Source organism: Embleya sp. NPDC059213, from assembly GCF_042754445.1.
In the GTDB taxonomy this organism is placed as follows: Bacteria; Actinomycetota; Actinomycetes; order Streptomycetales; family Streptomycetaceae; genus Embleya.
The window spans coordinates 1-26,642 of the sequence record NZ_JBHZAV010000128.1 but is presented as its reverse complement, the minus strand read 5'-3'; the positions used below and the strand labels follow the sequence as shown (position 1 = coordinate 26,642).

Sequence of the window (26,642 nt, the reverse complement as noted above, 5' to 3'; positions counted from 1 at the left end):
AATCACCACAACCGGCAGCGGCCGCTACACCATCACCATCACCCCGGCACCCTGTCCCCCCCCCCCCGCCCCCCCCGCGCGGGGCCCCCCACGACGGGGTCGTCGGCCTTGCTCAGGCCGCAGCGGCCTCGGCGGCGGCCAGCTTCACGCACACGGCCACGGCCCGCATCGCCCGGCGGACCTCGTCGACCGTGGGGTAGCTGGGCGCGAGCCGGATCTGGTGGTCGCGCGGGTCGTTCCCGCCCGGGAAGGCGGCGCCCGCCGGAGTCAGCGCGACGCCGACCTCCTTGGCCAGCCGTACCACCTCGGCGGCACAACCGTCCGGAACCAGCAGGCTGACGAAGTAGCCGCCCTCGGGCCGGGTCCAGGAGGCGATCCCGAGCGGGCCCAGCTCACGCTCCAGCGCCTCGTACACCGCCTCGAAGCGCGGCGCGAGCAGCTCTCGGTGCAGCTCCATGTGCGCCACCACGCCTGCGGTGTCGCCGAAGAAACGCACGTGCCGGAGCTGGTTGATCTTGTCCGGGCCGATCGTCTGCTTGGCCAGCAGGCCGGTCAGCCAGGCCACGTTGGCCGGGGACGCACCGAAGAAGGCGACGCCGGCGCCGGCGTGGCTGATCTTCGAGGTCGAGCCGAAGACGAACGCCCGGTCCGGGTTGCCCGCCTCGGCGCACGCGTCCAGCACGGACAGCAGCTCGACCGGGGTGTCGGTCAGGTGGTGCACGGCGTAGGCGTTGTCCCAGAACAGCCGGAAGTCCGGCGCTGCCGTCGGCATCGCGGCCAGCCGGCGCACCGTCTCGTCGCTGTAGCTCTCGCCGGTGGGGTTGCTGTACTTGGGCACGCACCACATGCCCTTGATCCTCGGGTCGGCGGCGACCAGCGCCTCCACCTGCTCCAGATCCGGGCCCGCACCGGTGAGCGGGACCGGGATCATGCCGATGCCGAACCGCTCCAGCACGCCGAAGTGCCGGTCGTAGCCGGGCACCGGGCACAGGAACAGCACCTCGGGCTCGTCCACCCAGCGCCGCTCGGCACCGGGCACCTTGGACAACAACGCGTTGGCGATCACGTCGTGCATCAGCGTGAGGCTCGCGTTGCCCAGGGCCAGGAGCTGCGCGGCGGGCACCTGGAGCAGCTCGGCGAAGATCGCGCGCAGCTCGGGCAGGCCGTTCAGTCCGCCGTAGTTGCGGCAGTCGGTGCCGTCGGCGGCCTTGAAGTCCGCTTCGCCGGGCAACGTGAGCAGGCCGTTGGCCAGGTCGAGCTGCTGTGGCGAGGGCTTGCCTCGGGTGAGGTCGAGACGGAGACCCTCCGCCGCCAGGGCGGCGTATTCCTCCCGAACGGCCACGAGGTCGATTTCCGGAATGGGCACGGTGGTGCTGAGCGGCACGGAATCCCCAAAATAGGCGGAGGCCGCAGACACTTGCGGCAGGGCCAATCTAGCAACACGCCCGGGGTGGATCGGCGCCGACGGCCGATCCTCGGGGCCCACCGGCCCGTCCGGACACGGGTGGGCGAACCCGCCCGGGCGGCCGACGAGCAAATCAGGCTTTCAGCCGGTCGGGAAACGACGCCGGCGTGAAGCGCAGCTCGACGTGTGCCCGACGGCCGTTGATCAGACTGTGCGTGTCCAGGAGGAGCGTCGACGCGTCCGGACTCAGCGTGCCCGAGTACAGCACGGTGCCGGACCGGCTGGTCGCGGCGAACGAGATCGACGTCCCGTCCAGCTCGTAGGTGCCCTGGCTGCATCCGGTGTGTTCGGGGCCGAACCAGCGGGCGATCTGCTCGACGGCACCGACGAGCGAGGTGACGGTGGAGACCAGGTCGGGGGCGGTGAACCGGATGTACGCACAAAAGCCCGGTTCCTTCCTGGCCCTGCGCTCCTTCCCGGCGACATCGTCCGGCTCGACGGCCACGTACAGCCCGTCGAAGCGCGGGTGCGGTCCGGCGGTCGCGGACGGCGCAGGCTGCCGGCCCTCCGCTGCGAATTCGGGGAACTCGCCTGGGGTACGCACCGGTTGCCTCCTCGCTCGACGTCGGGTTCGGGGACCCGACGTACGGAAGGCACCGAGGGTAGGCGACACCACCGACGACGGGCCCGGTCGGCCTGGGCGCGGCACCGACGGATGCGGCCCGGCGCCGAAGCGAGGCCGGATTCGCCGGCGCCCGCACCGCAGCCGCCCTGGCCGCCTACCATCGGCGAGGACACCCTCGATTCGGGAGTAGGACGATGAGTTCGTGGCGCACGCCCAGGCGGTTCCGGCACGGCTCCGGCGCGACACCCACGCCCGGGTCGGGGGCTGCGCGCGCTCCCGTGGTGGTGGACTGCGCGCTCTACGACAAGGGTGTGCGGCGCCCCGGCGAGGTGGCGCTGAGTGACGCGCTGGATGCGGCCGAGGCGGGCGAGGACACCTTCGTGTGGATCGGGTTGTACGCCCCGCTCGCCGAGGACCTGGCCGGCGTCGCCGACGCGTTCGACCTGCATCCGTTGGCCGTGGAGGACGCGGTCGAGGCCCATCAGCGGCCCAAACTGGAGTACTACGACGACACCCTGTTCCTGGTCCTGAAGACCATCGTCTACGTGGAGCACGACGCGCTGACCGCGACCAGCGAGGTGGTCGACACCGGCGAGATCATGATCTTCGCCGGGGAGAAGTTCGTCGTGGTGGTCCGGCACGGCAGTGCGCCGCCGCTGGTCGAGCTGCGTCAGTCGCTGGAGGCCGACCCGGCGATGCTCGCGCACGGGCCGGCCTCGGTCGTGCACGCGATCACCGACCGGGTCGTCGACGACTACCTGCGGGTGGCGGACAAGGTCGAGGACGACTTCGAGCGGCTGGAGGTCGACGTGTTCTCGCCTCGGCCCAGCAACGACGCGGAGCGCATCTACCAGCTCAAGCGCGAGCTGATCGAGTTCAAGCGGGCGGTCCTGCCGCTGGCCCGGCCGTTGGAGCGGCTCTCCGCCGTCGCGCTGCCCGGCGTCGGCACCGGCTTCGACGCGTACCTGCGCGACGTCGCCGACCACCTGGCCCTGGTCCGCGAGCGGCTGGCCGCGTTCGACGAACTGCTGGACGGCATCCTGTCCGCCAGCCTGGCCGGGGTGACCGTCCGGCAGAACACCGACATGCGCAAGATCGCCGCCATCGCGGCGATCCTGGCCGTCCCAACGTTGATCGTCGGCATCTACGGCATGAACTTCGAGCACATGCCCGAACTGAAGTGGACGTACGGGTATCCGACCGTGCTGACGGTGATGGTCACCGCGTGTGTACTGATGTTCCGGGCGTTCCGACGCAACGAGTGGCTGTGACGCCGAAGGGCCCGTAGTGCCGGCGGGTCGGTTCAGCGTCGTGTGGCGGTCCTGCGCGGCGAGTGACCGCCTCGGGTGCTCCCCCGCCGCGCCGACGTCACCGCGTGGCCTCGTCCTGCACCAGTCGATGCCGGGCCGCTCGCCGCGCTGCCTGGCGGTCCGGGTCGGGCACCGGTGCGGCGAGCAGGAGGTTACGGGTGTACGGGTGGGTGGGCTCGGTGGTGATCCGGCGGGCGGTGTCGCACTCGACGATCGTGCCGCGTGACATCACCGCCACCCGATCGCTCACGTGACCCACCACCGACAGGTCGTGTGCGATGAACAGGTATGCCACGCCCGTCCGTTGCTGGAGTTCGACCAGCAGGTTGAGCACCTGGGCCCGGGTGGACAGATCGAGCGCGCTGACCGGTTCGTCGCAGATGATCAGGCGCGGCCCGGGGGCCAACGCCCGGGCGATCGCGACCCGTTGACGCTGTCCGCCGGACAATTCCCGGGCCGGCCGGTCGGCGGTGTCACCGGGCAGGCCGACAGCGTCCAGGAGTTCGCCGATCCGGGCCCGGGCGGCGACTCGGTTGTGCGACCGGTCGGCCGTGAGCGGTTCGGTGAGGATGTCGCCGATGGTCATCGACGGATTCAGCGAACCGTACGGATCCTGGAACACCACCTGGATCTCCCGGCTCAGCGCGCGTCGCGCCCGCCGAGTCAGGCCGTCGATCCGGTTCCCGGCGAAGCCGATCGTGCCGGACGCGATCGGGACCAGACCGAGCACGGCGCGCCCCAGGGTGGTCTTGCCCGAGCCGGATTCGCCGACCAGGCCCACCGTTTCGTGCGGATGCACGTCGAGGTCGATACCGTGCAGGACCCGCAGCGCGGGCTTGCGCCGACGGGGGGCGCGGTACTCGACGACCAGGTTCCGCACGCTGAGCAGCGGACCGGGCTCGGGACCGGGCTCGGTGCCGGTGCCGGTGCCGGTGCCGCTCGCCGCCTGCGGATCGGCGTGCCGTTTCAGCGCATCCATGCGATCACCTCGTTCCCCACCCGGGCGCAGCGCACCGCACCCGCGCCGTGGCCGGTCGGTTCCGGGTGTCCGGCGCATTCGGGTGCGGCGTACGCGCAGCGCGGGGCGAAGCGGCAACCGGTGGGCCGTTCCCGGACCGAGGGCACCCGGTCCGGGATGGTGCGCAGCGGGCCCCGCTCGCCGGCGCCGCCCTCGGCGGGCGGGATGGCGGCCAGCAGTGCGGCCGTGTACGGATGCGCCGGTCGGGCGAACAGGTCGGCCGCGAGCGCGGTTTCCACGATCTCGCCCGCGTACATCACCGCGACCCGGTCGCACAGATCGGCGACCACACCCAGGTCGTGGGTCACCAGCACCATGCCCATGTCGTGCTCGCGTCGGAGCGAGCGCAGCAGGTCGAGGATCTCGGCCTGGACGGTGACGTCCAGTGCGGTGGTCGGCTCGTCCGCGATCAGCAGGTCGGGCTCGCCGGCGACGGCGCCCGCGATCAGCACCCGCTGGGCCATGCCGCCGGAGATCTGGTGCGGGTAGGCGTCGAAGACCCGGGGCGGGTCGGTGATGCCCACCCGGTCCAGGAGTTCCAGGGCACGTTTGCGGGCCGCGTCGCGGGAGAGCCCGAGGTGGGTGCGCAGCGGTTCGGTGAGTTGACTGCCGATCCGAAAGCTCGGGTCGAGGTTGGACATCGGGTCCTGCGGGATGTAGCCGATCCGGCGCCCGCGCAGGGCGTTCAGGCCGCGCTCGGACAGCGTGGCGAGGTCCTGTCCGTCGAACTCGACCCGGCCGGTGATCGTGCCGCCCGCGGGCAACAGGCGCAGCACGGCCAGCGCGGTCTGTGTCTTGCCGCAGCCCGACTCACCCACCAGGCCCAGGATCTCGCCGCGCCCCACGTGCAGCGACACCGCGTCCACGACTGCGGCCTCGCCCTCGGGGGTGGGGTAGCCGACCCTGAGGCCGTCGACCGCGAGCAGCACGTCGGTACCGACGGTGCTCGGCCCGCCCACCGCCGCCGGTTCGCGCGCGGGTCGCCCGATCGTCGGTCGGCGGCGTACCGGTCCGGCCGTGTCGCCGACGAAGGCGTCGCGAAGTCCCGCGCCCAGCAGGGTCACCGCGAGCACGGTCAGGGTGATCGCCGCGCCGGGCCACACCGACAGCAGCGCCGCGTCGTAGACGTGGGTGGAGGCGTCGCCGAGCATCGATCCCCAGCTCGCCCGGTCGGGTTCGCCCAGGCCGAGGAAGGCGATGCCGGATTCGATGATCATCGCGAGGCCGAAGATCAGCGACGCCTGGGTGATGATCGGGACCCGCACCACCCGCAGGACGTGTCGGCGCATGATCCGTACGTCCGACAGTCCGGCCACCCTGGCGGCGTCCACGTACGGTTCGCCGCGCACCCGCCGCACCTCGCCGCGTACCAGGCGGAAGACCGGGGCGGCGGTGAGCACACCGAGCACCACCATCGACACGACGAGGCCGGGGCCGTGCACCGCGACCACGGCCAGCAGCACCACGATGCCGGGCATCGCGAGGAACACGTCCGCGATCCAACCGACCACCGTGTCCCACCAGCCGCCGACGTAACCGGCAGCGAGTCCGGTGGGCACGCCGATCAGCAGTGCCACGCACGTGGTGATCGAGCCGGCCAGCAGGCTGGTCCGGCTGCCGTACAACAACCGGCTGAGCACGTCGCGGCCGGAACCGTCGCCGCCCAGCGGGTGATCGCCGGACGGGTCGGCCAGCACCGCGTCCAACGCGGCGCTGTTGGGCCCGTGTTCGGCGATCAGGCCGGCACAGGCACCGGTCACCACGACGAGCAGCAGGACGACGGCGGCGGCGAGGGCGATCGGGTCGCGCAGGAAGCGGGCCAGCGGGCCGCGCCGGCGCGGTGCGGTCGGCGGGGCGGGCGAGGCGGATCGGGCCGGTCCCGGAGTGGGGTCGGCGGAGGCGGGCGCAAGGACGGCGGCCGGGGCGGGCGAGCAGGTCGGGTTGTCGTTCATCGCATGCCGACTTTCGGATCGAGCGCGCCGGTCGCCAGGTCGACGGCCAGGTTGACGGTGACCACGACGCAGACGCTGACCAGGACGACCCCCTGCACGGTGGGCACGTCCGATTGGGAGGTCGCGCCGATCGCCAACGAGCCCAGGCCGGGCAGCGCGAAGATCTGTTCGATCACGAGGGCGCCGCCGAGCAGGCCGATGAACTGCAGGCCGACCACGGTCAGCGCGGGCGGGGTGGCGTTGCGCAGGACGTGTACGAACAACACGCGTCGCGCGGGCAGGCCGCGGCTGCGCAGGGTGCGGATGTAGTCCCGCTCCAGCACCTCGGCCACCGCGTTGCGGGTCTGCTGGGCGATCGCGGCGACCCCCGCCACCGCGATCGTGGCCACCGGGAGCACGAGGGAGCGGGCCCAGTCGACGGGCGACTCGGCGAGCGGCACATAGCCGGTCGCGGGCAGCACCTCCAAGCGGACCGCGAACACGGTGACCAGCAGGATGCCCACCCACAGACCGGGCACCGCGAAGCCGGCCACCGCCAGCACGTGCACCGAACGGTCCACCGCACCGCGCCGGATGGCGGCGATCAGCCCGAGGGCGATCCCCAGCACCGCGCAGACCAGCGTCGCGGTCAGCGTGAGCGACAACGTCACCGGGAGCTTGGTGCCGATCGAGTCGCTCACCCGGAGGCCGGTGGTCCACGAGGTGCCCAGGTCGCCGCGCACGGCGGCGCCCAACCAGTCCAGCCAGCGCAGCACCACCGGGCGATCCAGGCCCAACTCGGCTCGCTTGGCCGCGAGTTGCTCGTCCGTCGCGGAGACGCCGAGGATGCCCTGGCCCGGATCCGGGAGCAGGTCCATCAGGAAGAAGGTCAGTGCGGAGACGACCAGGAGCAGTATGACGGCCGAGGACGACCGACGGGCGATGAAGCCGATCACGGGGCGGCTCAACCGGCTGGCCGGTAGTCGGTCAAGGCCATGAAGGTCTGCCCGGGGCGGTTGCTCAGGCTGACCGACTTGGCCGAGAAGAGCACGTTGTCGCCGCGGAACAGCGGTGCGAACCAGGCTTGTTCGACGACGTGCGTGTTGAGTTGTCGATACAGCGGGCCCTGTGCCTCGTCGGGCGACTTGGCGATCCGGGCGAGCAGGTCGACGATCACCGGGTCGGCCACCTTGAACGGGTTGGTGGGCATCGCCGGGGACAGCAGCGCGTTCGCGTCGATCCAGTTCTGCGACGTGCCCCAGACGTACATGAATGCCGGGAACCGGCCGCTGAAGTACTGTTGGGAGAGCTGGTTGGTGCTGACCGGGATGTACTCCACCTTGATGCCGACCTGGTTCAGTTGTTCGGCGAGCACCGGATACAGCGCCGGGACGAACGCGTTCTCGCTGGGCAGGACGAGCTTGAAGCCGTCGGCGAGACCGGCCTCGGCGAGCAACTGCTTGGCCCGGGCCGGGTCGTACGGGTAGGCGCGGTCCAACTCCGGGTCGTATGCCGGGGATCCGGCGGCGAACATCTGCGTGGTGGGGCTGCCCACGCCGGCCATGATCGCCTTGAGGATGCCGGGGCCGTCGATCGCGTGGTTGATCGCCCGGCGCACCCTGACGTCCTTGAGCTGCGGGGCGACCTTGCCCTCGCGGTCGACCAGCCACATCCCCGTGACCTGGCCGGGCTGGCGGGTGACGGTGAGCCCGGCGCCCTTGGCCGCGTCCATCCGGGCCGGGGCGCCGAGTCCGGCGTCGGCCTGGCCGGTGAGCAGCGCGGTGGTACGGGCGTTGGTGTCCGGGATCGCCTTGATCACGATCTTGTCGAACGGGTACGCGGTGCGGTCCGGGCGGCGCGGGTTGCGGGTGTAGGTGTAGCGGTCGCCGCGGGTGGTGTGTCCGGCGTCCAGGATGTACGGGCCGGTGCCCACCGGTTGGGCGTTCGCGTCGCCGAACGCCTTCGGGCTGAGCATCATCCCGGCGACGAGGCCGAAGTTGTACAGCAGCGAGGGATCCGGTGTCTTCAGGGCGAGTTCGACGACGGTGGGGCCGGCGACGGTGATGCTCGCGACCGCGGCGACCGCGAAGGAGGAGGGTCCGTTGGCGGCGGCGGTGCGTTCCAGGTTCTGCTTGACCACGGTCGCGTCGAAGGGGGTGCCGTCGGAGAAGGTGACACCCTCGCGCAGGGTCATCCGCAGGTTGCGGCGCTCCGGGTCGGTGTAGGTCCACGCGGTGGCCAGGCCGGGGCCGACGCTCTGATCGGGGTTGACCGTGGTGAGCGAGTCGTACAGGGGTTGGAGGTAGGCGAGTCCGTTGCCGCCGGCCCCCTTGGCCGGGTCCAGGCTCGTCGCGTCGGCCGCGGCGGCCAGGGTCAGGGTCTTGCCCCCGGCGGACTCGGCGGTGTTCGAGCCGCCGCAACCGGCGACAGCGGCCACGACGAGTCCGGCGGTGGCGAGGGCCGCTACGCGGCGGCGTCCCAGGATGGTCATGACAGGTCCTTAGTCGAATTCGCGGGACGAATTCGGTAATCGAATTCACCGGTCCGCGAGGTCGGCCGAAATGGCGGTCGCCGAAGCGGCTCCGCTCTTTCGGCCGACTTTTGCGGCATGCTCGAATCACCCGCTCGCGCGGCCCGAGGCGGGACTCGCACGGCGGTCGGTGGTGCGCTGATGCGGTGGTGCTCTCGGCGCGGCCCCGGGGCCGGCCGGTGCCGGTCGGGTCAGCCGGAGCGGTCGGTCGGGTCGGCCGCATATCGGCCGCTTATCGGTCGGGCCGGCCGGCATCGGGCCGGCCGGCGCTGCGCGGCGGTATCCGGCGTCAGCCGGGATGCGCCGCCCGCCACGTGCTCGCCTGCGCACTGATCAGCGTGGACAGATTGCCCTGGGCGACGTTGAAGTCGACCGTGTGGGTGCCCAGCACGGCGGACAACCCGGCCTGCGGGAACAGTCCGGCACCGCCCTTGACGTCGAGCCAGCTCGCGGTGCCGGTCGCGTCCTGGGTGAACGCGCAGCGTGCGCTCACGGTTTCCGCGTATCGGGTGTATCCGGACGGGTCGTCGGCCAGTTCGTACGCGGTCAGCAGATGACCGAGGTGGCCGCGTGGGTTGAGCCAATTGCCGTTCACCAGCCGCCTGGTCGGCAGGTACATGTCCAGCGGCACCGCACCGTCGGCGGGTGCGCCGCGCAGCAACGCGGCCGGGTTCACGCAGGCGATCCGGTGGCCCGGAACCGTGGTGCGGCCGAAGGCGGATCCGGCGGGCAGCTGTTCGCCGTCGGGCAGCGCGTAGCCGTTGTAGGCCACCACGCACCCGGTCGGGATCGGTGCCTGGGGTCCCGCCCGCTCGCAGGTCGGGATGCGTTGGAAGGTGGACGCCGGATCGTTGCCGCCGCCCTGGGTGCCGCCGATCGGCACCTGGATGTAGCCGCCGAGCAGCACCGCCGACACCAACCGGTCCTGCACGGCCGGGTTGCCGTCGATCTCCTGCTGCATCATCCGGGTCAGCACGCCGGTGCCCTGCGAGTGGCCCAGGATCACCACGCCGCGCCGCTGGTGGGTGACCGGGTCGGTGTTGTGGTTGTCCCAGTAGTCGCGCCAGGCGTCACGCACGTCCCTCGATCCGGTCTCGGCGTCCGGCGGGATGCCCAGGCCGCCCACGAGCAACTCGGACAAGGACGCCTGCCGGTACACCGGGGCGAACACCCGGCACGTGTCGGTGAAGCGCCCGAGTTGCATCAGGGTGCCCGCGAGTTCGCTGTTCGAGGGGATCGGCGGCAGCGAGCCCAGGCGCAGCAGCGGGTTGGGCAGCAGGTCGATGGTGGGGTACGCGTAGAAGCAGTCGACCTGCGGGTTGTTCGGGCCCGCGAAGGGCTCGGGGGTGCGCGAGCCGTCGGGGTGCACGGCGGTCGCGTCGAGGGTGGTGGTCGCTCCGTTGAAGTAGCGCGCGGTGAACGCGCCGCCGGGTCCGGGGGTTTGCGGATTGCCGGCGAGGTCCTGGTTGCAGGGGTTGGTGGGCAGGCCGGGTCGACACAGCCAGACCGTCTCGGCCAGGGGGCTGGTCAGGCTCTTGCCGTCCGCCTGTCCACCCCCGGCGGAGGCGGTCGGTGCGACGGTCAGGGTCAGGGTCAGCGCGGCCAACGCGAGGACGAGTCTCGATCTGCTCATGGCGTGAGCTCCGATCCAGGATGTCGTGGACTTTCGACGCGCAGGAACTTACTAACAACTAAGTTAATAATCTAGAGTGGCGCTGTGACTGAGAATTCGGATGTACGCAAGCCCCACGTCGGCCGTGCCCGGGCGGCCAAGGCGGCCACCCCCAAGGGCGCGGAACGGCGCCGGGAGATCGTCGCCGCCGCGTCGGAGTTGTTCGCCCGGACCGGCTTCCGCGGCACCGGCATGACGGAGGTGGCCCAGCGCGTGGGCATCACCGAACCCGGCCTGCTCTACCACTTCGGCAGCAAGCAGGGCCTGTTGCGGGCCGTGGTCGAGCATCGGGACCTGGCCAGCCAGGCGTTCGCTCGGGACATCGCCGACGTCGGCGGGCTGCAGGCGCTGCGCGAGATGCCCGCGTTCGCCCACCGCAACCGCGATCAGCCGGGCCTGGCCAAGCTGTTCGCGGTGCTGCTCGCGGAGAACCTGGATCCGGGCGACCCCGAGCACGACTTCTTCGTCCGCCGCTACCGCGAAATGCGCGCCGTCGTCGCCGGGATGATCCGCGAGGGCCAGCGCAGCGGGGAGATGCGGATGGACGCGGATCCGGAGCTCAAGGCCATCGAGATCCTCGCGGCGCTGGACGGCTTCGCCTCGCAGTGGCTGCTCGACCCGGAGATGGTCGATCTCGTCGTCTGCGTCGAGGAGTACTCGCGAACGCTGATCCGGGACCTGGCCACCGACCCCGAGCCGGTCACCGCCGGCACCTCCGAGGAGATACAGGGATGACGAGACCCGGCGACCGGGACTTCCCGACCGACTTCCTGTGGGGCGCCTCCACCGCCGCGCATCAGGTCGAGGGGGGCCAAAGTGCCAACGACTGGATCGACTGGGAGAACGCCGGGCGTACCGCCGAGGTCAGCGGCCCCGGGATCGCCCAGTGGGAGCGCTGGCCCACCGACATCGCGCTGCTGGCCGAACTCGGGCACAACGCACACCGGTTGTCGATCGAGTGGTCCCGGCTCGCCCCCGCGCCCGGAGTCTGGGACACCGCCGCCTTCGACCACTACGCCCGGGTGCTGGACGCGCTGGGCGAGCACGGCCTCACCGCGTTCGTCACGCTGCACCACTTCACCCTGCCCCGCTGGTTCGCCGCACGCGGCGGCTGGCTCGCGGCCGACGCCGCCGAGGTATTCGGCGCCTTCGCCGCGGAGACCGGCCGCCGCCTGGGCGATCGCATCCCGTTCGCGTGCACAGTCAACGAGCCGCAGATCGTCGCGTTCAACGGCTATCTCAAGGGCAACCACCCGCCCGGGCACCGCGATCGCACGGAGTGCGTCGCCGTCAACGACACGCTGATGCGCGCCCACGACGCCGCCGTGGCCGCACTGCGCGCGACCGCTCCCGACACCCGGGCCGGCGTCTGTCTGCAACTGCCGTTCGTCCAACCGGCCGACCCGGACAGCCTCCGGGACGCCGAACTCGCCGACTGGTTCCGGGACGTGCTGATCCGACGACACCTGGAACACCTGCGCTACACCGCCGATCCCGGCGACTGGGTCGGCGTCCAGTACTACACCCGGGCCCGAGCGGACGCAGCCGCCGACACCGAACTCGGCAACGCGCCGCCCGGCACGCCCAGCACGCAGATGGGGTGGGAGGTCTACCCGGGCGGTCTCACCGAGATGTTGCGCCAGGCCGGCCAGGTCACCGGACTACCGATCTACGTCACCGAGAACGGCATCGCCACGGCGGACGACACCGAACGGGTGGCCTACCTGGACAGCCACCTGCGGGCGATCCGGGCGGCCCGCGCCGACGGCGTCGACGTACGCGGCTATCTGCACTGGTCCGCGTTCGACAACTTCGAGTGGACGCACGGCTATCGGCCCCGGTTCGGCCTGATCGGCATCGACCGCGACGACGACCTGCGGCGGATCGTGCATCCCAGCGCCCGCGCCTACCGGCGGGTGATCAGGACCGGTCGGATCGACGCGCTGCACGAGAGCGACGCCCGGAGCGAAAGCAACGCGCTGCACGAGGACGACGACCGGCGCGAGAGCGACGTTCTGTGTGCGGGCGACGCCGAGGCCGACCCGCGCACCGACACCGCGAGCGGTGTCCCCGTCAACTCCGGCCCTGCGGCCGGTCAGTCGAAGTCGAAGGAGAAGCCCATGATGATCGACCCGCCGGTGCGCCGGCTCCTGGAGCGCGTCGCGGCCGGGGCCCAACCCGAGTCCGCCGATCTGAACGTGCGACGCGCGCAGTCGGCCGCCACCATGACGCTGGTGAAGTTCCCGTACGACCCCGACGTGGAGGTCACCGAGCACCGGGTGCCCGTCACCGAAGGCACGATCGCCGTAAGGGTGTTGCGGCCCAGGCAGCCCGAAACGCCGGTCCCGGCCTACTTCTTCCTGCACGGCGGCGGCTGGGTGCTGGGCAACCTGGACACCGCCGAGGCCGAGTGCGGCCCGGTCGCCGCGCTCGTCCCGTGCGCCGTGGTCCACGTCGACTATCGACTCGCTCCCGAACACCCGTTCCCCACCCCGTTGGAGGACTGCCTCGCCGCCTACGCGTGGCTCCTCGAACACGCCGAGGAGTTGGGTATCGACGCGACCCGGGTCGCCATCGGTGGTGCCAGCGCGGGAGGCAACCTCGCGGCGGCGATGTGCCTGGCGCTGCGCGAGCGTGGGCTGCCCCAGCCCAGCCTCCAGGTGCTCGACGCCGCCGCCGTCGACCTGACCCCGATGGCGGAGGAGCCGGTCGTGCCCGGCGCTCCGCGCACGCCGGGCCTGTCCCCCGCCGAATTCAACGTGTTCGCCCGCCACTACCTGGCCGACACCGGCAATGCCAACGACCCGCTCGCCTCGCCGCTGCACGGCGCCGACCTGTCCGGGCTGGCCCCCGCGCTGATCCTGGTCGCCGAATACGACCCGCTGCGCGACCAGGCCGAGGAGTACCTCGCCCGACTGCGCGCGGCCGACGTGCCCGCCGCGGGGCTGCGGGTGCTCGGTCACCTGCACGGGGGCTGGGTCGTCCCGGCCACCGTCACGAACACGCTGATCAACGAGATGCGCGCCGCCGCCCTGCGGCACGCCTTCGCGGGCACCTTGATCGGCCCGCTGCCGCCGGCTCTGCTCGACCGGTTGGCCGAGACGAAGCCGGCGGCGGATGCGGCCGAGAGCGCGAGCACGCCCGCCTGAGCGGACCGCCCACCCCCGGACCGCCCGGGACCGGCGCACCGGCGCGTCGGTCCCGGGCTCGGGCGGGCGCTGCGGGATGGCGGTCCGCCGCACCGGCACCGCTCCGGGTGTACCCCTCTCGACGCCCGGTGTTCGGCGCCCGGGTCAGCGCACCGTGACCTCGTCGACGAACACCGAGCCCTGGCTGGGCCCGCCCCGGCGTTCGAACTGCACGCCGATCTCGCGGATGTCCCGGGGCGAGCCGACGCCGGCCAGGTTGAGGGTCAGGGTCGTGGCGCCCGGTCCGACCGGGACCGCGCCCGCGTCGTACCACGTGTTCGACGCCGTGGTCTTGACGTAGAGCTTGGCCGTGCCGCTGCCGCCGGTGGCCCGGACTGTCGCGCCGAGGATGCGACGGCCCGTCAGGTCCAGGTTCGCCCGCCGGTTCAGGTATGCCTCGGGTGCGGCCGGGTCGACCTCGGCACGCAGCGAACGGGCGCCCTCGCTCGCCCAGTCGGCGCTGCTCACCGGCGCGGTCGCGGTCAGGTAGCCGGTCCAGCCGTCCGTTCCGGACTCGAAACCCGACACGACGGCGGGCGGCGCGATCGCGGTGACGTCGTCCACGTACACCGCCGTTCGTCCACTCGCGCCCGGTGCGGAGGCGAACAGCACGCCGATCTCCCGCACATCATGCAGGTCGGCGACTTTGCTCAGGTCCAGGCGCAGCACGGCGCCGTTCGGGCCGATACGGATCGCGCCGCCGTCGTACCAGGCCGATCCGGCGCCGGTGCGCACGTAGAGCTTGGCGGTCGTACCGGCGGCGTGGTTGCCCCACTCGGCGGTACGCACGGTCGCGGTCAGTGCCCGGTATCCGCTCAGGGCCTGCGGTGCGACGCGGTTGAGGTATGCCTCGGGGGCGGCCAGGTCGATGTCCGCCTTGAGGGATCGGGCGCCCCGGGCGGACCATTCGCTCACCGACCACGGGCCGTCGAGCACCCGATAGCCGCCCCAGCCCTGGGTGTCGGTCTCGAAGTCGGCGAGCGGGACGGGCGTGCCGACCGGCGCGGGGGCGCCCTCGGTGCGTGCCGAGGTCGCGATTTCGCCGCGCACGACGGTCCAGGAGTCGTTCATCAGCCGGCCCGCTCCGGCATTGGCGGTGGGTCGCCATTGGTCGTTCCACGCCATGAAGTAGGCGGTGGCCGGGAATCGGCTGCGAATCGCGTCGATCCACTTCCCGTAGTCGAGCGGCACCTCGACGCTGCCCCCGGGTCCGCTGCGCGGGCCGATCTCGGCGAAGGCGAACGGCTTCCCCAGCGCCACCAGTTCGTCGTAGCCCTGGACGGCCGCGGGCTCACGGACGTAGCAGTCGAGGCCGACCACATCGGCATACCCGCCACCGGGGTAGAAGGCCGAGCGGTTGCCGTAGCTGCAGTCCGGCGCGTACACCCACAGCAGGTTGTGCAGGCCCTTGACCTCGGTCAGGTAGCTGTACATGTCCCGCCACACCTCGGCGAAGGTCTGCGGGTTCTGCGCACTCCACCAGAACGAGTCGCCGTTCATCTCGTGCATCGGCCGAAACAGCACCGGCACGCCGGCATCCGCGAGTTCGCGCAGCCCCTCGGCGACCCGGTCCAACTCCGCGTGCCAACGCCGGCCGGTGGCGCTGCCGCGATCGGTGAGCCGGTCGAAGGTGGCCGGCTTGGTGAACAGCCCACCCCAGTCCGGCTGATCGGGATTGGGCAGATGCGCACTGACGGTGACCAGGCCGCCGGCGGCCGACCAGTCCTTCAACGTCGCGTTGCAGGCATGGTCGATCGTGTCGCCGTCGTGCCCGTAGTCACAGCCCAGCAACCCCGGATACGAGCCGGTCTGCGTCTTCAGCTCCTCCACCTGCCCCAGGGAGAACGTCTTCCCGCTGTACCCGGCGAACTGCCCGGACACCACCCGGTTCTGCGCCCGATTCGGCAGATGCGTCAACCAGTCCCGCACCTCCCGCACCGCCACACTCGCCTGCGGATCGGCGGGCTCCGTCGAATGAGCCCACGCAACGGGCCCCGCCCCGAAGCCCATTGCCAGGCCCATGACCAACACGGCGACCCAGCCCCGCCATCGCAATCCCATACGCTCGCCACCCCCGCGATCAGTGATCTTCACGACGGCACGAAGGGTAACGCCCCGTCACGCTGGTTGGTTGTCCGACCGAAAGGCTGGACACGCGTCCGGGCGCCGGTTACCTTGAGGCCGAGTTAGTCAGTCAACTGACTAAGAGCCGGAGGCGGCACCGTGGGCCCGGAGTTCGTCGAGGGGCCGGCGCTGCGGTGGAGTCCGCCGAAGAAAGATCATCCGAGACCGATGAGTCCTGGGCGACCCGCCGGTCTCTATGACCGGCAACCCACCGAGCAAGGAAGCGAGACCGTTCGAATGCGCATTGTGATTGGTGAATTCGTCAGCCTGGATGGCGTCATGCAGGCCCCGGGGGGACCGGACGAGGACACCGACGGCGGGTTCGCCCATGGCGGCTGGACGCACCCGTTCTTCGACCCGGAGGTGATGGGCGGCGCCCTCACCGAATGGGCCGCAGGCACCGACGCCCTGCTCTTCGGGCGCAGCACCTGGCAGGTCATGGCCGCGGCGTGGCCCGACCGGGCCGGCGACCCCTTCTCCGACCACATGAACTCGGTCGCCAAGTACGTCGTCTCCCACACGCTGGGCGAGGACGACCTGACCTGGAACAACACCACGCTCATACCCGGCGACCAGGCCCTGGAGCAGATCCGGAAGCTTCGCGCCACCGACGGCCGGGACCTGGTGGTGATGGGCAGCCTGTCACTCGCCCGGACCCTCCTCGCCGAGGGCCTGGTCGACGAGCTGCGGCTGATGATCATGCCGGTGCTGCTCGGCGGCGGAAAGACGATCTACCCGGACGACGGTGGCCTGCGCACCTTCGAGCTGGCCTCGACCGTGGTCAGCAGCACGGGCGTACACGTGTGCACCTACCGGGCGGTCGACGCCGGGTAGTTCGCACTCCGGACCGCCGGCTCGGCCCCGACGACGTTCGGCGCGCGAGCATCCGGCCACCCACGGGAGCGGGTCCCCGAGCAGTCCTCGGCGGCCCGCTCCGCTCACGTTTCCGATCGAGGTGCACCCCGGGCGCAAGCGCGGGTCGATGCACCCGCGAAGCGCCTTCGGTTTTCCCCGAACCAACCTCAGGGCCCGGCTAGTCGCGGGTGAGGTGGGTGAGGGTGACGCCGTTGGGGAAGGCGGTGCGCTCGGCGACGTCGAAGACGGTGGGGTCGAAGGCGCCGTCGAAGGCCGGGACTCCGGCGCCGATGACCACCGGGTAGCTCTTGACCACCAGTTCGTCGATCTCGGGCAGGAGGGCGCCCGCGAGCTTGCCACCGCCGCAGAGCCAGACGTCCAGGCCGGTCCCCTCTTCCTGCTTGAGCGTGCGGACGAGGGCGAGCGGGTCGCCCGACACGACGGTGACGGCCGGCTCGATGTCGGGCCCGAGGGTGCCGGAGACCACGTACTGACGCAGGTGCGCGTACGGACTGGCGATCCCGCCGTCGAGGGCGGGGCGGTAGGTGCCCATGCCCATGACGACGGTGTCGAAGCGCCGGTTGGGTGTGTCGGCGAGGCCGGCGGCGGCCCGGTAGGCGGTCGGGACGGTCTCGGGATACAGCGTGTTCGCCCAGGCGGAGTAGGCGGCGGTCTGCCGTTCGTCCCCGGTGGGGAAGAAGTCGCACTCGCCGCCGGGCCCGGCGATGCGGCCATCGAGCGTGACGGCGACGTAGTAGATGAGCTTTCGCATCTCGAACAACTCCATACGCAGTACTTTGAATGAAGTGGTTTGAATGTAATGCTGCACACGGAGTGGTGTCAACGCCGGTAGCAAAGCGACCAGGAGCCCGCCGGGGGCGGTCGGCGAAGGCGTGTTCGCCATCCGGGAACCGGACCGGCGCCGACCTCACCCGAAGAACGGTCGCCCACACGGGCCGGGCCGGAGGTCGCGGTCCTCGGGCGGTCCCACCCTGTGGCCACCTCCAGCGCATGACTGGCTGCCTCACCCGCACATGATCGAGCGGGCGAGGCCGACCGGCGGCTTCGTGTTCGTGGATGTCGTCGCGGATCCCCGGCGGTTCCACCGCCGACGGAACCACTGCCGATGGGCGAAAGCGCCTTCCACGGACCGGCGTTCGATGCCCGGATCCGACCCGAGCCGACCCGTGCTCGACATCGCGCTGCCCGATGGGCGGCCGGATCGTGGGTAGATTCGTGCCGTCGAGGTTCGAGTGGTCCAACGCGAAGGGGTCGACGCCGTGGCTGCCGAGATCGTCGAGTGTGAACTGACGGGTCCCTGGGCGGGTTTCCTTGCCCGGCCGGCTGCGGGCGACGTCGGTGTGGGCGTGCTCGTGTTGTCCGGATCGAGCGGCCGGGTCGAGCGGGAACGGTGTCGGCTCTTTGCCCGGGCCGGGGTGAGCGCGATGTCCGTGCGGTGGTTCGGTGGGCCTGGGCAACCGCCGGGTATCTGCGAGGTCCCACTGGAGACCTTCGTCGCCGCGACCGGGCTGCTGCGTGAGCGCGGTGCCGAGCGTGTGGGCATTCTGGGTGTCTCCAAGGGCGCCGAGGCCGCGCTGTCGGTGTCCTGTCTCGCGGATTGCACCGACGTCGTGATCGCCCTCGCCCCGACCTCGGTCGTCTGGGCCAACGTCGGCCCCGGGCGCGACGGTCGGGAACATCCGTACCGTTCGTGTTGGACCTGGCAGGGGCAGCCGCTGCCCTTCGTACCCTACGACCGCTCGTGGGCGCCGACGCAGCCGGAGGGCGCCCCGGTCGCGGTGCTCGGCTGGTACGAAAGCAGCCTCGCGGCATACGCGGACCGCCTTCCCGCCGCGGCCATCCCGGTCGAGCAGACGGACGCCGACCTGGTCCTGGTCGCGGGTGGCGCGGACCGGATGTGGCCATCCCTGCGCTTCGCCCACGAACTCGCCGACCGGCGCACGACGGCGGGCCGCAAGACGACCCTGATCACCCGGCCCGACGCGGGCCATCGCACCGTCTTCCCGGGCGAGTCGGCCCCACCCCCCTCCCCCCGCTTCGACCACGGCGGCACCCCCGAAGCCGACGCGACACTCGGCACGGCCGCCTGGCCCCACATACTGACGGCCGTCCTCGGTCGCTGAGCACTGCGCGGGGCCTCGACGCGGCGAGCGCCGGCGTGATCAGCTCGGCGACGTCGGCCACCCGTGCATCGTGATGCCGCCGGTGGCTTCGAGGTAGCCGAGGAGTCCGTGGACTCAGTCGAGTTCGACGGCGCGGGCGGCGGCCCACGGGGAGGAGGCGCACAGTTTCGGAGATACGCCGGCCAGTTCGCGGAAGTCGCGGTTCATGTGGGCCTGGTCGTAGAACTTGCAGGTGGCGGAGACCTCGGCCAACTTGGCGCCGGGACTGGAGAGCAGGGCGACGGCGTGTTGGAAGCGGACGATGCGGGCCACGGACTTCGGGGTCAGGCCGATCTGGTGGGTGAAGCGGCGGAGCAGGTGTTTGTGGCTCCAGCCGATCTCCTTGGCGATCCGGGCGATCGGGATGGCGCGGGGGCCTGCGGTGAGCAGGTGCCAGGCGTGGGCGACGTGGGGGTCGACGGCCGGTCCTTGGTCGATCCGGTGCAGCAGGGTGTTGTCCAGGAGGGCGAATCGTCTTGCCCAGTCCGTGGTGGCGGCGAGGCGTTCGATGAGTTCGTCGGCGGCCGGGCCGAGGACGTCGTCGAGCCCGACCACCGTGTTCGACAGCTCCGACAACGGCATCGCGAACAGGCGGTACGCGCCCAAAGGGGTGACCTGTATACGTAACGCCTCTTGGCCGCCGGGGTGTTCGACGACGCCGGGGCCGTCCTCCAGGCCGCCCACCGGCGTGCGGAGCGTGCTCACGGTCGGGGGCGGGCCGTCGAGCCGGCCCATGCGGGTGAACGGGGCCCCGAGGTTCACCACGACCATGACGCAGTTGTTCGGCACCAGGCGCGCCTCGTAGCGCGGGCCGGGGACGCCGACGTACCCGGCACGTTCGTGGACGTACGGCGCCAGGGCGAGCGGTTCCTGGCGGTGGACCCGCCACAGCGGGCCGACGCGGGTCACCGTGAAATCCGGTCCTGGACGCGGGGGAGCCGGCACGGCGGCAGAGTCTACCCAGGTGTTACCGAGGGTTGAACGCACAAGGACCCGGGGGGCGGGCGTTTTCGGGCGTGGCCGACGCGGCCCGCGCGACAGGCGCCCAGGCGGACACGAATCGATCACCCGGCCTTGCCCCGGCCCCCGGCGACCAGGTCAATTTCGTCCAAGCCAGGGGTGGCCAGGGACGCATAGCGTCACGCCTCGGCGTGCCTACTCGGGTACGTCCCGCATATCCGTCACGTATATCTCCCCTTGCTCGGCCCACCCCGGCCCGGGCAGCAAGCACTGGAGCTCGTATGCGAAGACTCCGCACGTCCCTACTGGGCGCCGCGGTCGGCCTGGCCGTCCTGGCCGCCACCGCACAGCCCTCGACGGCGTCCTCGGTCACCGCCGCGCAGGCGTTCCGGACCGGCGCCGATCAAGGCATAGTCGCCGGCTACCCGGGGGTCATGGGCCTCATCGTCGACGGGGCCACGAACACGTATGTCAAGGCGGGGTCGAACGTCCGTGGTTCCGCGACGCCGCTGGACACGAACGCGAAGTTCCGGATCGCGAGCAACACCAAGACATTCACCTCCGCGGTGGTCCTCCAGCTGGAGGCCGAGGGCAAACTGTCGCTGAACGACACCGTCGCGCACTGGCTGCCGAACGCGGTCAACAGCAACGGGTATGACGGCAACACCATCACCATCCGCGAGCTGCTCAACCAGCGTTCGGGGCTGCCGGACTACATGGCGCCCTACAACATCGCGTATTACGGGGCGTTCAACGTCGATCAGAGCTACACGCCCCAGGAGCTCATCAACTCGGCCTTGGCCCAGCGGCCGGCCGCGCTGCCCCGGGTGTTCGAGTACGCGAACACGAACTACATGCTCGCCGGGATGATCATCACGGCGGTCACCGGCCACACCCCGTCGGTTGAGATCACCAACCGCATCATCACCCCGCTGAACCTGACCAACACGAGCTACCCGGAGACGTCCCCGGACATCTACGGCAACTTCATGCGCGGCTGGCGTTGGCCGCCGCCGCTGTGGGGCGGCTACCAGCCGCCGCTCGCGGACTCGACCCGGTCCAACACCCAACTGTTCGGCCCGGCCGGTGCGATCATCTCGACCCTGCAGGACCAGGTCACCTTCGAGCGTGCCCTCCTTCAGGGGCAGGTGCTCGCGCCGACCCAACTGGCCGAGATGAAGACCTCGATCAAGATCGAGAACTACGACAACGAGTACGGCCTGGGCATGACCCGCGTAAAGGCCACGTGTAACGGCGCGACCCAGTGGTTCTGGTCGCACGGCGGCGACGAGATCGGCTACCACTCCCGCTGGTTCGCCACCGAGGACGGCAGCAAGCAGATCTTCTACGCCGCGAACGAGAACCACGGCCTGGGGCTCACCGAGAGCGCGGGCCAGCAGGCGCTGCAAGCGGGCGCCCTGAACGCGATGTGCGAGCTACTGAAGCCGTAACGGCTCGCGGTAGACGTCCCCGCCCCGGTCGCCACCGTACGACGGCGACCCGGGCGGGGCTTCGTCGTTTTCAGGCGCGGAAGCGGACCGGCCACATCCACCGACTCCTTCGGATCGCGCATCGGAGCATGATCGCAGGACCCCGCCTGACGCCATGTCCCGCGTCATCACGACGTCTACGGCATGTCTGACACATGGGCAGGGGTCAGGTGAACAGACGGGTGCACCGACCGAGCCCGTCCGCGACCGCGGACGGCGACCCCATCGGGACGGGGCGATGCGACGGAGGTCGGGAATGGCCGCGACGTACAATCGCAGTGAGGGCGAAGCGCCGAGCCGAGATTCCGGCACCGGTGTGAGGGAGGGGCCAGGATGTTCGGTTCGAAGAAGAAGAAGGCGAAGCTCAACGATCTGATGGCGCAGCTCAGGCCCGACCTGAGTCGGGAATCGCTCGGCGTCGGGCCCGACTTCCCGGGCGTCGCCCCGAACCCGCTCCTGAGCGGTGATGCACGGAAGCGCAATGCGGAACTGCGTACGGGGGCGCTTGCGCTCGGCGTTCTCGTCGACTGGCGGGAGGTCAACAGCAATCCACGCGTGGTCCTGATGTTCGACGTGGAGACCGCCGACGGCATCTCGTTCCGCGGTGTCGCAGACGAAGACCTCACGATCACCGAGCTCACCCGACTCGCCCCGGGACAGACGCTGCCCGTGCGCTACCGGCCGGCCGTCATGGACCACTACGTCTCCCTCGCCCGGGACGCGGACCCCGCCCACGTGCAGCAGCTCTCGGACAAGATCGCGAGCCGCAAGCGAACCTGACCCGAAGCCATTGGCCGAATCCCTGGGGCGGGTCCGGCAGGTTGAGCGCTCTGGCTGGAACTCTGGTCCCGTGTCGCGGTTTCAGTTCGGAAGTCGGACACGCGCCCGGCATGGTCCCCGTCCGTGACAGCAAGGACCCGAGCGCCGGCCACCTCATACTCGGCGCAGTCTCCCGGGCCGCTGCACGGCAACGCTGCGCGCCTGACGGCGCAATGGGTTGTCGCCCTGCGGGTGTTCGGGTTCGGGACCCGCAGGGCGACGCGTCGGTACCCGGTCAGCCGGCGGGCGGGTCTACGGGCGGGGCTGGACGACGACGGGAGGTCCCCACGTGGGGTCGATGGTCTCGGGAGTCACCGCGGGAACCGGCGGATAGGTCGACATCTGACCGTCCCAGAGCATGCACTGCCGCCAAATCTTCCTGGCGAGAGAATCGCCGACAGACCAATAGATCCCCTTCCATTGCGCTGTGCACTGAGCCTCGCGCCATGGCTCGGTCGCGCTCGCCGGCGTTCCGGCGGTCAGCACGAACAAGGGTGCCGTTGCGGCGGCAAGGGCCACGGTGGTGGCTATTCGACGGATTTTCATCGGGAGTCGGTCCCCTTTTCGAAGGTTGAACGAGTGCCCCGTGAAGGGCTGTCCAACGCAGAGTGCGCAGGAACGACTCAACGATCGCAACGACCGGGCGCAGCGGTAAGTGCGCCAAAGTTGCCCCTCGCCGCTACGAATGCCACTGGTCGCGACCATCGGCCCGTGCTACGCCCATTGCCCTTGCCGTCCGCTCAGGACAGGCCGGAGCCCAATGCCACGAAGGCGCAGATCAGCACGAAGAGGATGCCCAACAGCGGTGCCGCGAACCGGAGATACTGGTTGTAGCCGACCTTGGCCAACGACACGCCACCCATGATCACGGCGGTGGTGGGCACCCACAGGTTCATCCAGCCCGACGCCGACTGCCATGCCGTCACCACCAACGACCGTGGCACGTCCGCGAAGTCGGCCAGCGGCGCCAGGATCGGCATGGCCAGCGTCGCGTGCCCCGAGGTCGAGGGGATCAGGAAGGCCAACGGCAGGTTCACCAAGAAGATCAGGATGCCGAACAGCGCCGAGGAGGCGTCCGAGACCACGCCCTCCATCGAGTGCAGCACCGTGTCGGTGACCTGCGCGTTGTTCATGATGACGGTAACCCCGCGCGCCAGCATGATGATCAGCGCCGGTGAGATGAAGTCGGCCGTGCCCTGGATGATCGTCTCCGCGAGCTTCTTCTCCCCCAGCCGCGCCAACGTCCCGACGATCACCGCCGCCAGAATGAACAGGGCCGCCAACTCGGCGAAGGACCAGTCCAGTTCCCAGCCGTACGGGGCCGCGTCCGCATCCCCGCTGAGCACCTGGGCCCACGGAATGATCGAGAAGATCATGAACACGAACGTCACCGTCACCGCGACCAGCACGATCTGATGGGTACGGGTCAACGGCGGCGGTTCGCTGCCGGTGGCCGCCTTCTCCGCCTGCTCGCGATCCCCCGGCAGAAAGCCCACCATCGAACGGCTCGGATCCGCCTTGACCCGACGGGCATACCGCACCACGTACAGGATCGTCACCGTGGTCAACACGACCAGCATCAGCAGCCGCAACACGATCCCGTCGCCCAACGAGATCCCGGCCGCCGACGACGCCACCCCGGTCGCGAACGGGTTGACCGTAGAACACAACACGCCCACACCCGCGCCCAGGATGATCGTGCCGGTGGCCACCATCCGGTCATACCCCAGCGCCAACATCAACGGCACGATAAGCCCGTAGAACCCCAACGTCTCCTCGGCGAAGCCCTCGACCGAACCCAGAATGGCGAACACCGTCATGATCGCCACGATCAACACCGCACCACGCGTGCGCAGCCGATGCGCGAGCCGGGCGATACCCCGATCGAGCGCACCGGTGGCGAAGACCACCGTGATGAACGCCCCGATGGCCAACACGAACAGGAACACCGCCGCGCTGCCGTACAGATCACCCGCGTTGTCCGGCGCGACCTGCCCGCTCTCCACGTCCCTGAGCCCGTACAGGCCGTTGACCGGGGACAGGAACAGGTCGTTGAGCCGCTGGACGAAGTCCTCCGGCGACTTGACGTGGTGGTAGCTCCCGGCGACCGGCTTGCCGTCCTCGCCGCGCTGGTACTCGCCGGCCGGAATCGCGAACGCCAGCACCCACACCGCGATCGTCACGATCGCCAGCACCGTCAGCGCGTTGGGAAAGCGGAAGCCCCGCTTCGGCGGCGGCGCTTCGTCCTCGGCCGGGGTCGACGCCTGGTCGGTGCTCACGCGCTGCTCCTTGCGACTGCCGATGAATCCGATGAAACAGACGAACCAGATGGAGCCGATGAATTCGGTTGCGGAGTAGGGCCGTTCGGCTGCTACCTACCGCGAAAGCGCTCCGCATAGGCACTGAAGAACGCGGCCTCCGCCACCACCGCGTCGCGCAGTTCGCTCACCAACACCCGCTCGTTGGGCCCGTGCAGGTTGCACATGCTGTCCTGCGCCCCGAACAGCAGGATCTCCGCGCCCGGTCGGGCCGCCGCCAGGCTGTTGACCAACGGAATCGATCCACCCGCCGCCGCGTGTACGGGCTCCGCGCCCCACGCCGCGCGCAGCGCCTCGTGCGCGGCCCGATAGGCCACCCCGTCGGTGGCCGCCGCGAAGCCGAACCCCGGCGCGCCGGCCTGGGTCACCCGCATCGGCACCCCGAACGGCCGCAGCCCGACCAGGAATTCGATCAACAGCCGCTGTGCCTCGGCCGGATCCTGGGCCGGATGGCAACGCATGTTCAGCTTCGCCCGAGCCGCCGGCACCACCGCCGACGCGCCCCGGTCGACCGACGGCGCGTCCACGCCGGTCACCGTGATCGCCGGCCCCGACCACAAGCGTGAGCCCAGGTCCCCGGTGCCGATCAGCGGCATGCCCTCGCGGACCCCGGCCAGCCGGCGGAACTCCTCCTCGCTCCAGCCACCGCCCGACCACGGTTCGCGCCGCAGGCCCGGCACCGCGACATCACCGTTCGCGTCGTGCAACGCGGCCAACCCGTGCAGCAGCACCAACAGCGCATCGGGTGCCGCGCCACCGAAGTTGCCGCTGTGCTTGGCCTCTTCGAGGGTATGCACCTCCACGATGACCTCGACCACCCCGCGCAGTGCCACGGTCAGCGTGCCGGTGCCCGGGCGGATGTTGCCCATGTCGGCGATCACCATCGCATCACACGCGAACTCGTCCGGACGCGTGGGCGGGTAGTCGTCGAACTCGCTGCCGTACTCCTCCTGCCCCTCGAACACGATCCGGATCCCCACCGGAGGCCGCCCGTCGAAGGCACGGAGCGCGCCGAGGTGCACGATCAGATTCGACTTGTCGTCGGCCACCCCACGCCCGTGGATCGCCCCGTCGACATCGGTCGGTTCGAACGGCCGCGTCGTCCACAACGACTCGTCGCCGGCCGGCTGCACGTCGTAGTGCCCGTACAGCAGCACGGTCGGCGCGTCGGGATGCGGTGGCGGAATGTGTCCGGTGATCACCGGCGAGGTGTCCGGCAGCCGCAGCGCGGAGACGTCCCGCACACCCGCCTCGCGCAGGAGGCCGGCCAGCATGTCGTGGGCCTGCTGCACCGGTTCCGGCGGATAGCCGGGAAACGCGATCGACGGGATCCGGGTCAGCCGCCGCAGGTCCTCGCAGAGGTCGTCGAGCATGCCGTCCACCCGCGTGGTCAGCTCGTCCATCGTCATGCTCCCTCACCACGCCGGATACGGTGCGCCGCTCGCGTCGCCCGAGCCATGCTCCCCCAAATCGGCCGATAGCCGACGATCCGCCGCGCGACGCCACGCGCCTTCACCCGACCGGCCGCACCGCAGGGCGGGGACCGATCGGGTGAGGGTTCGAACCGGTGGCGACAACGTCCTCATCCGAGACAAGCGAGTTGCCGCGACGAGGAACGTATCCGTGCCGCGAGGATCAGAGGATCGCGTGGGGTCCGGCGCCGAGTTGGCTCCACGAACTCCAACCGGCGTGATAAGTGGCGTGCCAAATGCTGTTGTCCGTCCCGAGATCGAACAACTCCAGGCTGCTCGTGCCGGCGTCGTACACCGCCGTCGGCGTCGCCGTGAACTTCGACCCCGCATCCATCACCGACCAGCCTTCCCAGGCCGTCCCGTTCTGAATGTAGTTGTGCCACACCGCGTTGTCCGTCCCCAACGCGAACAATTCCAACGCATGGGTTCCCGGGTTGTACGCCACCGACGGCGTGCCCTTGAACTTGGCCGTCACATGCACGCGGTCGCCCGGGCCAGGGCCCAGGGCATCCCCGTGCCGGAGATGCCGCCCCCGCTCAGCCGCACCGGTGGCGAGGGCACCCCGCGCGAGGAGATCGCCTGGCTGCTGCAAGTGGCCGGTCACTACCGGCGGATCGACGGCGCCGAGTCGCCGGTCCCCGCTTGCACCTCGGCCTGAGCGCCGGCGGTACGCGGCCGACCGCGACACGACGGACGGTCCCCCGTCTCGCACAGGGGGGCGAGACGAGGGACCGTCCGGCCC

At 70.7% G+C, this 26,642-nt stretch carries 21 protein-coding genes; 8 read left to right on the top strand and 13 right to left on the bottom strand.

Annotation, left to right across the window (positions count from 1 at the left end):
- Positions 1 to 112: 112 nt before the first annotated feature.
- The gene (locus ACFXMF_RS34020; protein WP_360324465.1) at positions 113 to 1,384 is read right to left on the bottom strand and encodes an aminotransferase class I/II-fold pyridoxal phosphate-dependent enzyme; all 1,272 of its coding nucleotides are present in this window, start codon (positions 1,382 to 1,384) and stop codon (positions 113 to 115) included.
- A 154-nt stretch (positions 1,385 to 1,538) separates the two neighbouring features.
- The gene (locus tag ACFXMF_RS34015) at positions 1,539 to 2,009 is read right to left on the bottom strand and encodes a hypothetical protein (protein ID WP_379992125.1); all 471 of its coding nucleotides are present in this window, start codon (positions 2,007 to 2,009) and stop codon (positions 1,539 to 1,541) included.
- Between the two features lie 215 nt (positions 2,010 to 2,224).
- On the opposite strand from ACFXMF_RS34015, the gene corA reads away from it, so the two are divergent.
- Complete coding sequence (gene corA, locus ACFXMF_RS34010) at positions 2,225 to 3,301, top strand: magnesium/cobalt transporter CorA (protein ID WP_379992124.1); 1,077 nt, start codon at positions 2,225 to 2,227, stop codon at positions 3,299 to 3,301.
- Positions 3,302 to 3,398: 97 nt separating this feature from the next.
- On the opposite strand, the gene ACFXMF_RS34005 is transcribed toward corA, so the two are convergent.
- The 5 genes from ACFXMF_RS34005 to ACFXMF_RS33985 all read right to left on the bottom strand — a co-directional run bounded on the left by ACFXMF_RS34005 (position 3,399) and on the right by ACFXMF_RS33985 (position 10,452).
- Positions 3,399 to 4,319, bottom strand: coding sequence for an ATP-binding cassette domain-containing protein (locus tag ACFXMF_RS34005; RefSeq protein WP_379992123.1), 921 nt, complete (start codon positions 4,317 to 4,319; stop codon positions 3,399 to 3,401).
- On the bottom strand, positions 4,307 to 6,310 hold the full coding sequence (locus ACFXMF_RS34000; protein ID WP_379992122.1) for a dipeptide/oligopeptide/nickel ABC transporter permease/ATP-binding protein: 2,004 nt from the start codon (positions 6,308 to 6,310) through the stop codon (positions 4,307 to 4,309). The genes ACFXMF_RS34005 and ACFXMF_RS34000 overlap by 13 nt, the downstream gene beginning before the upstream one ends.
- Complete coding sequence (locus tag ACFXMF_RS33995; RefSeq protein ID WP_360324455.1) at positions 6,307 to 7,245, bottom strand: ABC transporter permease; 939 nt, start codon at positions 7,243 to 7,245, stop codon at positions 6,307 to 6,309. The genes ACFXMF_RS34000 and ACFXMF_RS33995 overlap by 4 nt, the downstream gene beginning before the upstream one ends.
- 8 nt (positions 7,246 to 7,253) lie before the next feature.
- A complete protein-coding gene (locus tag ACFXMF_RS33990) occupies positions 7,254 to 8,780 on the bottom strand; it encodes an ABC transporter substrate-binding protein (protein WP_379992121.1) in 1,527 nt (508 codons plus the stop codon).
- A 328-nt stretch (positions 8,781 to 9,108) separates the two neighbouring features.
- A complete protein-coding gene (locus ACFXMF_RS33985; RefSeq protein ID WP_379990111.1) occupies positions 9,109 to 10,452 on the bottom strand; it encodes a DUF3089 domain-containing protein in 1,344 nt (447 codons plus the stop codon).
- Positions 10,453 to 10,536: 84 nt separating this feature from the next.
- On the opposite strand from ACFXMF_RS33985, the gene ACFXMF_RS33980 reads away from it, so the two are divergent.
- A complete protein-coding gene (locus ACFXMF_RS33980; protein WP_379990112.1) occupies positions 10,537 to 11,226 on the top strand; it encodes a TetR/AcrR family transcriptional regulator in 690 nt (229 codons plus the stop codon).
- Positions 11,223 to 13,640 (top strand): family 1 glycosylhydrolase, encoded by a 2,418-nt coding sequence (locus ACFXMF_RS33975; RefSeq protein ID WP_379990113.1) that lies wholly within the window; start codon positions 11,223 to 11,225, stop codon positions 13,638 to 13,640. The genes ACFXMF_RS33980 and ACFXMF_RS33975 overlap by 4 nt, the downstream gene beginning before the upstream one ends.
- 144 nt (positions 13,641 to 13,784) lie before the next feature.
- On the opposite strand, the gene ACFXMF_RS33970 is transcribed toward ACFXMF_RS33975, so the two are convergent.
- Entirely contained in the window at positions 13,785 to 15,740 is a 1,956-nt protein-coding gene (locus tag ACFXMF_RS33970) for a glycosyl hydrolase (RefSeq protein WP_379990114.1), read from the bottom strand.
- Between the two features lie 300 nt (positions 15,741 to 16,040).
- Here ACFXMF_RS33970 and ACFXMF_RS33965 point away from each other — a divergent pair, with 300 nt between their 5' ends.
- A complete protein-coding gene (locus ACFXMF_RS33965) occupies positions 16,041 to 16,637 on the top strand; it encodes a dihydrofolate reductase family protein (RefSeq protein ID WP_360324443.1) in 597 nt (198 codons plus the stop codon).
- 199 nt (positions 16,638 to 16,836) lie between these two features.
- Here ACFXMF_RS33965 and ACFXMF_RS33960 read toward each other — a convergent pair whose 3' ends face one another.
- Positions 16,837 to 17,430: a dihydrofolate reductase family protein gene (locus ACFXMF_RS33960; protein WP_360324517.1), complete on the bottom strand. Its 594-nt coding sequence runs from the start codon at positions 17,428 to 17,430 to the stop codon at positions 16,837 to 16,839.
- A gap of 508 nt (positions 17,431 to 17,938) precedes the next feature.
- Here ACFXMF_RS33960 and ACFXMF_RS33955 point away from each other — a divergent pair.
- Positions 17,939 to 18,802, top strand: coding sequence for an acyl-CoA thioester hydrolase/BAAT C-terminal domain-containing protein (locus ACFXMF_RS33955; protein ID WP_379990115.1), 864 nt, complete (start codon positions 17,939 to 17,941; stop codon positions 18,800 to 18,802).
- 114 nt (positions 18,803 to 18,916) lie between these two features.
- Here ACFXMF_RS33955 and ACFXMF_RS33950 read toward each other — a convergent pair whose 3' ends face one another.
- The gene (locus tag ACFXMF_RS33950; RefSeq protein ID WP_379990116.1) at positions 18,917 to 19,750 is read right to left on the bottom strand and encodes a helix-turn-helix domain-containing protein; all 834 of its coding nucleotides are present in this window, start codon (positions 19,748 to 19,750) and stop codon (positions 18,917 to 18,919) included.
- A 332-nt stretch (positions 19,751 to 20,082) separates the two neighbouring features.
- On the opposite strand from ACFXMF_RS33950, the gene ACFXMF_RS33945 reads away from it, so the two are divergent.
- Positions 20,083 to 21,252, top strand: a complete 1,170-nt coding sequence (locus ACFXMF_RS33945) for a serine hydrolase domain-containing protein (protein ID WP_360324509.1) — start codon at positions 20,083 to 20,085, stop codon at positions 21,250 to 21,252.
- A gap of 372 nt (positions 21,253 to 21,624) precedes the next feature.
- Positions 21,625 to 22,071 carry a hypothetical protein gene (locus tag ACFXMF_RS33940; protein ID WP_360324507.1) on the top strand — a complete coding sequence of 149 codons (447 nt, stop codon included), beginning with the start codon at positions 21,625 to 21,627 and terminating at the stop codon, positions 22,069 to 22,071.
- A 779-nt stretch (positions 22,072 to 22,850) separates the two neighbouring features.
- On the opposite strand, the gene ACFXMF_RS33935 is transcribed toward ACFXMF_RS33940, so the two are convergent.
- From ACFXMF_RS33935 to ACFXMF_RS33925, 3 genes are all read right to left on the bottom strand, one after another.
- Positions 22,851 to 24,389 (bottom strand): YfcC family protein, encoded by a 1,539-nt coding sequence (locus tag ACFXMF_RS33935; RefSeq protein WP_360324505.1) that lies wholly within the window; start codon positions 24,387 to 24,389, stop codon positions 22,851 to 22,853.
- Positions 24,390 to 24,481: 92 nt separating this feature from the next.
- Positions 24,482 to 25,837, bottom strand: coding sequence for a M20/M25/M40 family metallo-hydrolase (locus ACFXMF_RS33930; RefSeq protein ID WP_360324503.1), 1,356 nt, complete (start codon positions 25,835 to 25,837; stop codon positions 24,482 to 24,484).
- Between the two features lie 226 nt (positions 25,838 to 26,063).
- Positions 26,064 to 26,375 (bottom strand): hypothetical protein, encoded by a 312-nt coding sequence (locus ACFXMF_RS33925; protein ID WP_379990117.1) that lies wholly within the window; start codon positions 26,373 to 26,375, stop codon positions 26,064 to 26,066.
- On the opposite strand from ACFXMF_RS33925, the gene ACFXMF_RS33920 reads away from it, so the two are divergent.
- Positions 26,376 to 26,558: a hypothetical protein gene (locus tag ACFXMF_RS33920; RefSeq protein WP_379990118.1), complete on the top strand. Its 183-nt coding sequence runs from the start codon at positions 26,376 to 26,378 to the stop codon at positions 26,556 to 26,558.
- Positions 26,559 to 26,642 lie beyond the last annotated feature (84 nt).

Coding starts and splice junctions, on each gene's coding strand:
- ACFXMF_RS33985 (WP_379990111.1), bottom strand. CDS start 10,452: ATGAGCAGATCGAGACTCGTCCTCGCGTTGGCCGCGCTGACCCTGACC.
- ACFXMF_RS34005 (WP_379992123.1), bottom strand. CDS start 4,319: ATGGATGCGCTGAAACGGCACGCCGATCCGCAGGCGGCGAGCGGCACC.
- ACFXMF_RS33930 (WP_360324503.1), bottom strand. CDS start 25,837: ATGACGATGGACGAGCTGACCACGCGGGTGGACGGCATGCTCGACGAC.
- ACFXMF_RS33975 (WP_379990113.1), top strand. CDS start 11,223: ATGACGAGACCCGGCGACCGGGACTTCCCGACCGACTTCCTGTGGGGC.
- ACFXMF_RS33920 (WP_379990118.1), top strand. CDS start 26,376: ATGCACGCGGTCGCCCGGGCCAGGGCCCAGGGCATCCCCGTGCCGGAG.
- ACFXMF_RS33965 (WP_360324443.1), top strand. CDS start 16,041: ATGCGCATTGTGATTGGTGAATTCGTCAGCCTGGATGGCGTCATGCAG.
- corA (WP_379992124.1), top strand. CDS start 2,225: ATGAGTTCGTGGCGCACGCCCAGGCGGTTCCGGCACGGCTCCGGCGCG.
- ACFXMF_RS33990 (WP_379992121.1), bottom strand. CDS start 8,780: ATGACCATCCTGGGACGCCGCCGCGTAGCGGCCCTCGCCACCGCCGGA.
- ACFXMF_RS33970 (WP_379990114.1), bottom strand. CDS start 15,740: ATGGGATTGCGATGGCGGGGCTGGGTCGCCGTGTTGGTCATGGGCCTG.
- ACFXMF_RS33960 (WP_360324517.1), bottom strand. CDS start 17,430: ATGCGAAAGCTCATCTACTACGTCGCCGTCACGCTCGATGGCCGCATC.
- ACFXMF_RS34000 (WP_379992122.1), bottom strand. CDS start 6,310: ATGAACGACAACCCGACCTGCTCGCCCGCCCCGGCCGCCGTCCTTGCG.
- ACFXMF_RS33940 (WP_360324507.1), top strand. CDS start 21,625: ATGTTCGGTTCGAAGAAGAAGAAGGCGAAGCTCAACGATCTGATGGCG.
- ACFXMF_RS33945 (WP_360324509.1), top strand. CDS start 20,083: ATGCGAAGACTCCGCACGTCCCTACTGGGCGCCGCGGTCGGCCTGGCC.